7 protein-coding genes and 4 pseudogenes are annotated in these 10828 nt (G+C 68.4%); 7 read left to right on the plus strand and 4 right to left on the minus strand.

Going from position 1 to position 10828, the window contains the following annotated elements; all coding sequences use genetic code 11:
• Positions 1-332: aminotransferase class III-fold pyridoxal phosphate-dependent enzyme (locus ADK41_RS36910; protein WP_030837148.1), on the plus strand; the 332-nt coding region annotated here is incomplete at its 5' end.
• Between the two features lie 110 nt (positions 333-442).
• Positions 443-1259, plus strand: a pseudogene (locus ADK41_RS41470) (IS5 family transposase).
• A gap of 135 nt (positions 1260-1394) precedes the next feature.
• Here ADK41_RS41470 and ADK41_RS36920 read toward each other — a convergent pair.
• Entirely contained in the window at positions 1395-2345 is a 951-nt protein-coding gene (locus ADK41_RS36920) for an Lrp/AsnC family transcriptional regulator (protein ID WP_030837142.1), read from the minus strand.
• 85 nt (positions 2346-2430) lie between these two features.
• On the opposite strand from ADK41_RS36920, the gene ADK41_RS36925 reads away from it, so the two are divergent.
• Positions 2431-3306, plus strand: a complete 876-nt coding sequence (locus ADK41_RS36925; protein WP_051843707.1) for a VOC family protein — start codon at positions 2431-2433, stop codon at positions 3304-3306.
• A 22-nt stretch (positions 3307-3328) separates the two neighbouring features.
• On the opposite strand, the pseudogene ADK41_RS36930 reads toward ADK41_RS36925, so the two are convergent.
• A pseudogene (locus ADK41_RS36930) lies at positions 3329-4607 on the minus strand (IS701 family transposase).
• A 203-nt stretch (positions 4608-4810) separates the two neighbouring features.
• Between ADK41_RS36930 and ADK41_RS36935 the strand changes: the two are divergent.
• Both ADK41_RS36935 and ADK41_RS36940 read left to right on the plus strand, forming a co-directional pair.
• Entirely contained in the window at positions 4811-5392 is a 582-nt protein-coding gene (locus ADK41_RS36935; protein ID WP_234319199.1) for a DoxX family protein, read from the plus strand.
• Between the two features lie 223 nt (positions 5393-5615).
• Entirely contained in the window at positions 5616-6455 is an 840-nt protein-coding gene (locus ADK41_RS36940) for an IS5 family transposase (protein ID WP_030837132.1), read from the plus strand.
• Positions 6456-6491: 36 nt separating this feature from the next.
• Here ADK41_RS36940 and ADK41_RS36945 read toward each other — a convergent pair whose 3' ends face one another.
• Positions 6492-8126: a multicopper oxidase family protein gene (locus ADK41_RS36945; protein ID WP_030837129.1), complete on the minus strand. Its 1635-nt coding sequence runs from the start codon at positions 8124-8126 to the stop codon at positions 6492-6494.
• 503 nt (positions 8127-8629) lie between these two features.
• On the opposite strand from ADK41_RS36945, the pseudogene ADK41_RS40420 reads away from it, so the two are divergent.
• A pseudogene (locus ADK41_RS40420) lies at positions 8630-8848 on the plus strand (IS701 family transposase); the annotation flags it as partial.
• 309 nt (positions 8849-9157) lie between these two features.
• Positions 9158-10372 carry a methyltransferase gene (locus tag ADK41_RS36950; protein ID WP_030837126.1) on the plus strand — a complete coding sequence of 405 codons (1215 nt, stop codon included), beginning with the start codon at positions 9158-9160 and terminating at the stop codon, positions 10370-10372.
• Positions 10373-10555: 183 nt separating this feature from the next.
• Here ADK41_RS36950 and ADK41_RS36955 read toward each other — a convergent pair.
• A pseudogene (locus tag ADK41_RS36955) lies at positions 10556-10828 on the minus strand (IS630 family transposase); the annotation flags it as partial.

Below are 10828 nucleotides of genomic sequence, written 5' to 3' on the forward strand. Positions count from 1 at the left end.
TGGAGGCGTACTGGGCCGACGGCTCCGCGATGGAGAAGCAGACCCGTGCGCGCGGTGAGCAGGTCGAGCAGGCGCTGATCGCCATCACCGAGGAGAACCCGGCCGACGTCAAGGAGTACCGCGGCCGCGGCCTGGTGTGGGGCCTGGAGTTCCACGACAAGGAGCGGGCCGGCAAGGTGGCGCGGTGCGCCTTCGACCACGGCCTGCTCATCGAGACCTCCGGCCCGGAGGACGAGGTCGTCAAGCTGCTCCCCGCGCTGACGATCACGCCCGACGAGCTGGACGAGGGCCTTCACATCCTCGACCGGGCCGTGCAGGAAACAGGACACTGACCTCCCGCCATCACGTTCAAGGACCCAGGTGTATTGCCCCGCGTCAACAACGTCGCGGGGCTGCACACATAAGACCGTGTCCTATGTGGTGAGGTGTCGTTGACCTCGGTATGGGGCGGGGTACATGGAGTTGGATTGTTCCGGACGGGTTGTGGGAATCGCGAAGCCGCTGATCCCGCCGTCGAGGGTGCGACCGCAGGGCGGGGGGACGCAGGACACGCCTGATGAGACGTTGTTCGCGGCGATCATTTACGTGTTGGTGTCCGGCTGTGCCTGGCGGGCCCTGCCGCCGTGCTTCGGGATATCGAAGTCGACAGCTCACCGCAGGTTCCTGATCTGGTCGAGAGCCGGTGTCTGGGGCCGCCTGCACGAGGCGGTGCTCCACCGCCTCGACGACGCCGGCCTCATCGACGTCTCTCGCGTCGTGCTGGACACCGCCCACGTCCGGGCTAAAAAGGGGGCGAACACACAGGCCCAAGCCCCGTGGACCGGGGCAAGCCGGGTTCCAAGATGCACGTCCTGTCGGACGCGAACGGACTGCCCCTGGTCGTCGGCGTCTCCGCCGCGAACGTCCACGACAGCGAGGGTCTGAAGGCCATGGTGGCCGGTCACCAAACGAGACACGATCCCCACCGCGGCCGCCACTTCAAGCCCCAACGGCTGCACGCGGACAAGGCGTACGACATCCCCCACCTGCGGAAATGGCTGCGAGGCAAGCGCATCGGCGTGCGCATCGCACGCAAAGGCATCGAGTCCAGCGAACGATTGGGCCGCCGCCGCTGGGTCATCGAGCGCACGATGTCCTGGCTGACCGGCTACCGCCGCTTGAGCCCTCGCTACGAACGCGACCCCCGCAACTACCTGGCCTTTCTCGGCCTCGCAGCCGCCCTCTGCTGTTACAAACGACTCGTCCGCCTCACCACATAGGACACGGTCTAAGGCAAGAGCAACTTGCGATCAAGAAGTGGACCGACGTCGTGCCGGTCTGCGCCTACGACTCTGGACATCCACATCCCGACGCTGCTTACGTCGGCATCGGGTCCTTCCGCGGCCTCGACGTCATCACAGCGATGGGGCCGTTCGCTTGGTGTAGGAGATGATCATGGCAGTTTCCATGCGGTCGACGCCATTGAGACAGCTGATGCGGTCGGTGAGGTAGGCGTGGAGGGCGTTGGCGTCCACGCAGATGGCGATGGCGATCAGGTTGTGGGTGCCGGTCGTGGTGCCGACGAAGGCCGCTTCGGGGTCGGCGGCCAGGGCCTGGGCGACACTGCTCAGCTGGGCGGGGGTGACGGTCAGCCAGACCAGGCATTGAGCGGAGAACCCAAATGAGCGTGGGGCAACTTCAACGTCCAGCTGGAGCACGCCGGTGCGGCGGAGTTCTTCTAAGCGACGACGGACGGCTGATTCGGACCAGCCGACCTGTTGTGCGAGGTCCGGGTAGGCGGCACGGCCGTCTGCGGCGAGGGCGGGGAGCAGGCGGCGGTCGAGCTCGGTCAGGCGGACGGGACTGGCGTCCGCGGCGGGAGGTGGCCGCAGTGCGGCTATCTGCTCCGCGGTAAGTGCCGATGTCCGCCCGAGCCAGCGATGGTCCATCACAGGACGCAGCAGTCGTTGTGCGTCGACCTCTGTGATTTGAGGCAGGCGGCCCAACCCATCCAGGGGTGCCGCGCCCTCCTCGGCGACGCGGAAGATGCAGATGATCTCAGTACCGCTGGAGAGAACGGTCACCCAGGCGGTGTCTGGGCGGCGCGCCAACGCGCGGGCCAGCGGGGCGGTGGCGGACGGTAAGCCCCGCAGGCGTACCAGCCATTCGGCGTGGCCGGTACGGCGGCTGTCGGGCACGCCGGCTACTCGGGCGATGCCTGTGCTGCGGAGTCGGCCGAAGCGGCGGGCCACGGTGCGGTCGGAGACGCCGAGAACATCGGCGATCTTGCTGAAGGGGGCGCGTCCGTCGAGCTGGAGCGCGTGCAAGAGTCGCAGATCGAGTACGTCCAGCGTGACCGAATCCACCTGGTCAGTGTAGGCCGGTGTCGGATAGCGGCGTGGCGGTGGCAGTTGGAGGTCAGGCGCGGACGGTCGATGAAGCATCGGTCCCATGACACGCGACATCAAGGGCATCCATCACACCGGGATCCTGACCCGCGACCTCGAAGGGCTGGAACGAGCCTACGCCTCGTTCGGGTTCACCCTCAGTCCTCGCTCACGGCATCTGCTCGGCGGGCGGCCCGGCCAAGCGCCGGTGCCCGGCTGCACGGCCAACCGGTGCGCACTGTTCGGAGGGTCGTACATAGAGCTCCTCGGGATCGTGGACGAATCCGCACCCGACCCTTGGCGCACTAAGGTGATGGCCGACGAGTACGAGGGCTTCCGATTGTTCAACCTCGACACCAACGACGCCGAAACCGTCGACCGCCGGCTGATGGATGCCGGGCTGCGCACCTCGGGCGTGCTGGAACTGGAGCGAGATGTCGACACCGAGGAGGGGACGCGCACGGTTCGCGCCCGCGCCGTGCACATCGATCCGCGCTCGACCCCGGAGGGCTACATGGGGATCGCCCAGCACCTCACTCGCCGGTACGTGCACCAGCCTCGCTATCTCAACCACCCGAACGGTGCCCGGGGCCTCGGCGCCGTGCTGATCGTGGCCGACGACACCGAGTTCGACGGGATCACGAACCGGTACACCCGCATTATGGAGACAACCGTCAGGTACGAGGGCCCGGTCGCCGTTGTGGAGACGGCCACCGCACGGTTGGAGATTGTCCGCGCCTCGCACGCCGGTGACGTACTGCCCGACGAACCCGTCCCGGCCTCCTCCTACCTGGCCGCGATGACCGTCCTGGTCGACGACGTCGGTGACGCCCGAAAGATCGTCGAGAGCGGCGGCACCGTAACCCAGCCGGCTGGTGGTGGATTCTTCGTCTCCGCCCGCCACGCGTACGGGGCCGGCCTGTTCTTCACCCGCGGCTAATACTCCAGTGCGGTTTCGTGATCTATCCAGTCAGTTCGTCGCCGGAGCGTCGTCGGTAGTGGCTGCGGCGGGCTGTCGCCTGGTGTTGTCGCCGCCAGTCGGACCAGTGCAGCAGCTTGGCCGCTGACACGGTTGGTGGGTTGAAGACGGCGGCGAGCAGGTGGCGGATTTCCGGGACGGTCAGCCTGATCGGCGGGTGATCGCGGGTGAAATGGGCCGGCTGGGCGGGTCGCTCGGGTGCCGCGTCGGCGGCGAGGGCGGTCAGGAAGGCCAGGGCGAGCATGGCGAGGGTGATGTGCCGGTGCCAGGCGGTCCAGTGCCTGACCTGGTAGTGGTCGAGTCCGACCTGGCTCTTGGCGGCCTGGAAGCACTCCTCGACGCTCCAGCGGACACCGGCGACACGGACCAGCTCCGCAAGAGTGACCGTGGCGGGTGACCAGCACAGGTAGAAGGCGAGTTCGCCGGTGGCGCGGTTGCGGCGGATGAGCAGGTGGCGGTGTTCACTTGTGCCGATGTGGATCCAGGCCCAGTCGTAGTGGCGCGGGCCCTTCGCACCGGCTCCGGCGCTGTGCCGCTGCCAGGCGGTGGCGGGCAGGCGCTCGGCGACGGTGTCCGCGCGGACGGGGGTGCGGCCGTGGTTGATCCTCACTCGCGTCGAGCAGGCAACAGCCATCACATAGCCGGTGCCGCGGGCTTCCAGGGCGGCGCGAAGCTGCGGGTCCTGCCCGTAGGCTTCGTCGCCGGTCGCCCACCGTGCCTTCACCCCGGCGTCCAGCGCGGCGGCGATCATCTCCCAGGCCAGGCGGGGCTTGGTCGCGAACTGGATCTCCTCGGGTATCCCGGCAGCGTGGCGGCGCCCGGCGTCAGCGCACCAGGAGTGCTCCGGCAGGTAAAGCCTGCGGTCGATCAGCGTCCGCCCCCGGCGGGTGGCGTAGGCGAGGAAGACCCCGACCTGGGAGTTCTCGATGCGTCCCGCGGTGCCGGTGTACTGGCGCTGCACTCCCGCCGAGGCGTGGCCCTTCTTCACGAAACCGGTCTCGTCCACGATCAGGACCCCGCCGTCGGTGCCGAGGTGTTCGACGGCATAGGCGCGGATGTCGTCACGGACGGCATCGGCGTCCCAGCGGGCATAACGCAGCAGCCGCTGCATCGGTCCCGGCCGGGCCGGCCTGTTCGGCAAGCTGCCAGCAGTTCTTGCGCTCCGCCTTCGACAGCAGCCCGAGCAGATAGGCGCGGGCACTCGCCCTCGGCTCAACTCGGCCGAACCGGCCCGCGATCTGGGCCATGACCTGGTCGAACATCGCCCGCCAGCGGGCAGGGTCTACGCTATGGCCAGCGGCCACCGCACGATCTTCGTTTGTCCACACACCAACCGATGATCACGCGGTGGCCGTACCCGTTCCCGGCCGGGTACGGCCACAAGATCGCGAAACCAGACTGGAGTACTAAACGCCCCAGCAGACCTCACCTGGTTCCACACGTCCCCCATCGGACGGCCGGCCCAGTGAAGAAGGCCGCCGCTTCTCCGCACGTCTTCACTCTCTCGGAGGACACCGTGCTCGGTACCCTCATGCTCCTCGTCGGCCCGGCGCTGGTATTTCGCCTGCTCGGCTTACTGGGGATCAGACGGTTCGCGACCTGGCAGGCCAGTACCACGCACGGCTTGGCGGTCATGCTCGTGGCCACCGCGACCGCGCACTTCACACCACCAAGCGTCACCATGATCCCCAGCCACGATGACCTCTCGGCCATGGTGCCGCCGTTCGTGCCGTTTCCTCATGCAATGGTCTACGTAACCGGGGCACTTGAGTTCCTCTGTGCCGCCGGACTCATCCGCTCCACGACACGTCCGGTGGCCGGGATCTGCCTGGCCGCGCTCTTCGTGTTGATGCTCCCGGCCAATATCTACGCTGCCCTCGAGGACATTCCGCTCAACGGAGCCCCAGCAACGCCGTTGTGGTTCAGGATTCCCGAGCAGCTGCTCTTCATCTCCCTTGCGCTGTGGGCGGCCACGACTGCCCACAACATTCCACGCGGCCTGCTGAACGCCATCCGGCCCAGCACCGGGCACAGTGCTGCCCAGTAAGAGGGCGTTTATGCAGGTCAAGACCTATATGCGGTTCTCGCCCCCGACCCGCTTCGAGGGCCTTCATCCCATGGGCAGCGAATGACGCTCTCCACGGTGGATGCTCGGCCATCCGTCTCGTTCGCTTCTACACCTTGAAGTCCGTCTGGTTTGAAGTTGCCACGGAATCGCCCAATGAACAGCGGAACCGAGCACTCCGCCTCACCCATGATCACGCTACGTCGTGAGCGAGCGCAAGCCGTACCCCAGCGGCCTGTCCGACGCCCGATGGTCCCTGATCGAGCCGACGTTGACGGCCTGGAGAAAAGCCCGGCTCGACCGCAGACCAACCGGGCAGCCGGCCAAAGTCGATTTACGGGACGTCTTCAACGCGATCCTCTACGTGAACCGTACGGGAACCCCCTGCAAATACCTCCCACATGACTTCCCGAACCACGGCGCCGTCTACGCCTACTACGCGGCCTGGCGCGACGAAGGAATCTTCGCCCAGCTCAATGACGACCTGACCGGACTGGCCCGCGTGAAGGAAGGGCGCAAACCCGAACCGACCGCCTCCGTGATCGACACCCAGAGCGTGAAGACTTCCACCAACGTGCCCGTGACCAGCCAGGGAACGGACGCCGCGAAGAAAATCGTCGGCCGGAAGCGCGGCATCCTCACCGACACGATCGGCCTCATACTCGCCGTGACCGTCACCGCCGCCGGCCTGCCGGAGAACGCCCTGGGAATTCGCCTCCTCGACCAGGCGAAGGAGACGTACCCCACCATCTCCAAGAGCTGGGTCGACACCGGCTTCAAGAACGCCGTCGTCGAGCACGGCGCCCGCCTCGGGATCGACGTCGAAGTCGTCAACAGGAACCCAGAGGCCCGCGGCTTTCAGGTCGTGAAAAGGCGCTGGGTGGTCGAGCGGAGTATCGGTTGGATCATGATGCACGGCCGCCTCGCCCGCGACTACGAGACCCTCACCGCCAGCTCCGAGGCCATGATCCACATCGCCTCGCTCGACAACCTCACCAGGCGCGTAACGGACGAGACGACACCCACCTGGCGAGGAACGCACTAGGACGTAAACGGCAAGTTGCCCACTTCAAACGCCCTCTTATCCCTGGTATGCAAGGGTCGTCATCATCCCGGACTCCGAGTGGTAGATGTTGTGGCAGTGCAGCATCCACAGTCCGGGGTTGCCCGCGTCGAAGTCCGCCACCAGCTTGTTGTGCGGCAGCACGATCGACGTGTCCTTGCGGGCACCGTTCGAGTCCACGCCGGCGAGGGAGAACGTGTGGCCGTGCAGATGCACGGGGTGCCACATGTGGGTGGCGTTGATGACCACCAGCCGCACCCGCTCGCCCCGTTCGACCTTGTGGAGCGTATCCGGGTTGTAGGGCTCGTGGTCGATTCCCCAGTCGTACTCCTTCATGCCACCGGTCAGCTTGACCCGGAGCAGCCGGTCGTACCTGCGGCGGGGCATCGCCACCGACTCATCCGGCCCGAGCCGGCGGGCGGACACCAGCACCTCACGGTCCAGCTCCGCAGGGTGCGCGGACGGCTTGGGGACCGCTCCGGCACCCGTACGCAGGACGGCCATGGCCCGGCCCCCCTTCCCCTCGGCGAGCGCGACAAGCGGGAAGACACCCGACTGCGCGGTGATCAGCACGTCGTACCGCTCTGCCATGCCGATGACCAGTGCGTCCGTCTTGTACGGCTGCACGGGAAAGCCGTCGCTGTGGGTAATGGTCATCCGGTGTCCGCCGAGCGCCACCCGGAAGGCCGACTCCCCGCCGGCGTTGATGATGCGCAGCCTGATCCGGTCGCCGGGCTTGGCCGTGAACTGCGTGGGGTCGTCCGCTGTGCGCCCGTTGATCAGGTAGTAGGGGTAGGCGATGTGTCCCGCGTGACCGCCGAGCAGCTTGCTGGTGGCTCCCGCCATCAGTCGCTTCGGCCCTTTCCGTCGATACGGCGACGGCGAGGGCGCCCGTCCTGGACCCTTCCCGTCGTCCGCCAACGCCCCGCCACCGGCCCCCACGGGTCCCTCCGGCCTGTTGCCGTGCCCCACCGGGGGCTTGCCCTTACGGAGCTGGTAGAGAACATCGTCGGGGGTGGAGCCGTCCACTCCGTCGATCCAGTCGTCCAGCAAGACAATCCACTCGTGGTCGTACCCGAGTGGCTCCTTCGGGTCGTCGACGATGAGTGGCGCGTACAGGCCACGGTCAATCTGCACCCCCATGTGAGGGTGGAACCAGTAGGTGCCGGGATGCGTCGCGGTGAAGCGGTAGTCGAATGTCTCACCGGGTTCGACCGGCCGCTGCGTCACACCGGGCACACCGTCCATGTCGTTGCGCAGCGCAATACCGTGCCAGTGCACGGTCGTCGCCTCCGGCAGGTGGTTGGCCAGCGTCAACGCCACAGTGTCACCTGCGGTGACCCGCACCTCCCGGCCCGGCAGCAACCCCTCATACGTCCACGACCTGAAGGTACGTCCGGCGCCCAACTCGACCGGCGACGGGGTGGCCCTCAAGGTGTGCTTACGGAGCGGTTCGGCGGGGGTCGGATGTGCCCTGCCGGCCTCTCTGCCGTTCGGAGCGGATCCGGCCGGCGCGGGCGCGCCCGGGTGGCCGCCGTCCTGCGAGCCGGCATGGGAGCAGGCGGCGAGCAGCCCGGAACCCGCGGCCGCGATACCGGCGCCGAGTACGGCGCGACGTGTGGGGGAGGTCTGACTGGTGCGGTCCGTGCGCATGACTGGGTGTACCTCGCTGGTCGGGAGAAGGCAGGTGAAGGCGTGGGTCTGCCACCATCGCCCGGACAGGACCAGACGGCCGGAGGCGCTCTTCCTCACGAGGCACCGACGGGGCGGTGAGCACATCCGGTGGGCGGCGGAACCGACTGTCGCGGAGATCGGCGAGCGTCCCTCGCCGGTGTCCGGAACGCAGCTCAGTGCGGCCGTGCGGATATCCCGAGCGGCAGGGCACCGGACGGCACCCGCCGTCCGCGCAGGCCGCGCCCGCATCCGGCCCTCGGGTCAGTCACCATGTGAGCACACTACCCCCGCCGGGCATACATTCGGGATATATGGGTGGAATCGACACGGCCATATGATCAGCTCGCCCCAAGGGACAGGGCGGCAGGCCCGGCCGGAATGCGGGGGCAGCACCGCGCGCACATCGCCGTCTTGCGGGTGCCCGCTCAGTACTGCAACGGTGCCTACCGTGACTGCCGGCCAGTTCGGTCGTCGGTGTGGTCATGGGTGGGGACCTTGCCGATGGCAGGTCGTGGGCGGGTGAGCTGGATGTGGTGCACGAGCGGTTCGTGCATCGGTTCAGCCGGGAGGAGCCGCGTCGGTCTGCGCTTGCCTACATGCGGGGGCTGATCGCGCCGCTGCAGCGGAAGAACGGCTGGACGCCGGCGGAGGAGGCCGGACACGCGGGACCCGATCGCATCCAGCGGTTGCTGAACCGGATTCGTCCCCTGCACCCACGCCGCGAGCGAAGGCATCCGGGCGGGCCTGGCATTCACCGAACCGGGGTGGGGGCGCTGACCGGATTCGACACGGTGGGCGCCTTGCACTCAGCCCACTCCGGCGGTGCGCGAGGCCGGCTCCGCCACGGCCTCGTCGAGCGCCAACTCCGCGCCGAACTCCCCGGCCCGCCAGGGTCTCGGTGCACGCCGCGCTACTCGTCGGGAGCCCGCTCTCCACCTCCTCCCGGCTGGCCTCTTGTGGTTGCCGCCTGGCCGCCATGCCCACACCCGCCCCTGCGAAGGACGACGCACATGTCTGTTGACACCCAGATCACCGATACGAGCAGCCTGCGTGCCGCCATGGTCGACCGCCTCACCTCCGCGGGCGTGCTCACCGACCTCTCGCTGCGCGACGCCCTGCTCGACGTTCGCCGCGAGATGCTCCTGCCCCATGCCTATGTGCGGGTCAGCGGCCCGGGCGCTGACCCCATCGACTGGCGCCTCCTCGACGGCTCCCACCCCGAGGACCGTCGGGAGTGGCTCGACCTGATCCACAGCGACGAGTCGATCCTGCTCCAGCGCGACGGCGAACCCCTCGACATGCTCACTCGCGGCCCGGTGACCGGCGGCCACATGACCTCCATGTCCACTTACACACCCGCCACGGTCGAAGCCCTCCAGACGCTCGGGCTCGCGCCGGGTCTGCGCTACCTGGAGCTCGGGCCCGGCCCCGGCGTCTCACTCGCGCTCGCAGCCACCATCACCGGCCCCGGGCTCGCCACCGGCGTGGAGCGGGACGCGCACATGGCGGCCTTCGCGCAGCGGAACCTCGACCGGCTAGGCGTCGGCGCGGCAGTGGTCGAGGGGGACGCGCTCGACGGGCACGAGGCCCGGGCGGCGTACGACCGGATCCACTCCGGCATCGGCGTACCGTGCGTCCCGCTCGCGTGGGTGGAGCAGCTGGCGCCCGGCGGACGGCTGCTGACCACACTCGCGACCCGGACTCCGAGCTGGCCCGGACAGCTCCTCGTCACCCGCCCGAACCGCGGCCGGGAAGAAGCCGTCCTCCGCGGCAGGCCGCGGGGATACCGGCCGATGCTGGGCTACCGGTGGCTGTCCGCCCTCGATCACCGGGCTCGCATCAAGGCCGACCCGGGCACGGCGCGGCCCACCCGGCTCGCACCGCCGCCGGACGACTCCTATGGATTCTGGCTCGCCGCCGCGTATCTGGTCCCCGGCACAGTGCGGGACTTCCAGGCCGAGACGATGACGATCGTCGCCCCCGAGGACGACTCCTGGGCTGTGGTCGGCCCCGGTGACGGGACTGTTCGCATCCACGGGCCGCGCGACGTGTGGGCCGAACTCGAAGACCTCCACGCCCGCTGGGAGGCAGCCGGCCGGCCGGAGAGGTACACCGTTGATCTCACCGTAGGAACGGAGGCCCAGCACGTCGCCTCCGGCCCGGGACCAAAGGCGCTGACCTGGACGTTGCCTCCCCTCGCCACCGTTCCCCGGCCGACGCCGTGATCCTGCCCGCGCGAATCGCCCTTGCTCCGCACACCAGCCGTTCAGCGAACAGGAGCACGAATGCCCCCGCGTCACAGCCCTCTTCCTCCCCGAGCCGACAGCTCCGCCGTGCCGGCTGGCCCGAGGGCTTCCTCCGCCATCGCTCCGGCGACGGGTGCCTCAAGTGCGCGAACGACTGCGCCGCTAGTGAGATTGTCGGCGTGATGTCGTCAGGGTGAGTCCGGTCGGGGCGAGGCATCCGTCGATGGTTTCGCTGCGGTACCGGAGTGCGCGGAGAGGGCGGCGCAGGGTGTGCCTCAGGTGGTCGGGGTCGGTGAAGGCGGTGTTGTTCCGGCCCGCGCGTCGGAGCAGCGCCCGGATGCCTTCGACCGGGTTCAGGTCGGGTGCGTAAGGCGGTAACTGGTAGGCGGTGATCCAGTCGCGGGTGTCGATAAAGGCCCGCAGCCGGGCGTCCAG

It is taken from the genome of Streptomyces caelestis (assembly GCF_001279005.1).
GTDB classification, from domain to species: domain Bacteria; phylum Actinomycetota; class Actinomycetes; order Streptomycetales; family Streptomycetaceae; genus Streptomyces; species Streptomyces heliomycini.

Coding starts and splice junctions, on each gene's coding strand:
- ADK41_RS36925 (WP_051843707.1), top strand. CDS start 2,431: ATGACACGCGACATCAAGGGCATCCATCACACCGGGATCCTGACCCGC.
- ADK41_RS36945 (WP_030837129.1), bottom strand. CDS start 8,126: ATGCGCACGGACCGCACCAGTCAGACCTCCCCCACACGTCGCGCCGTA.
- ADK41_RS36950 (WP_030837126.1), top strand. CDS start 9,158: ATGTCTGTTGACACCCAGATCACCGATACGAGCAGCCTGCGTGCCGCC.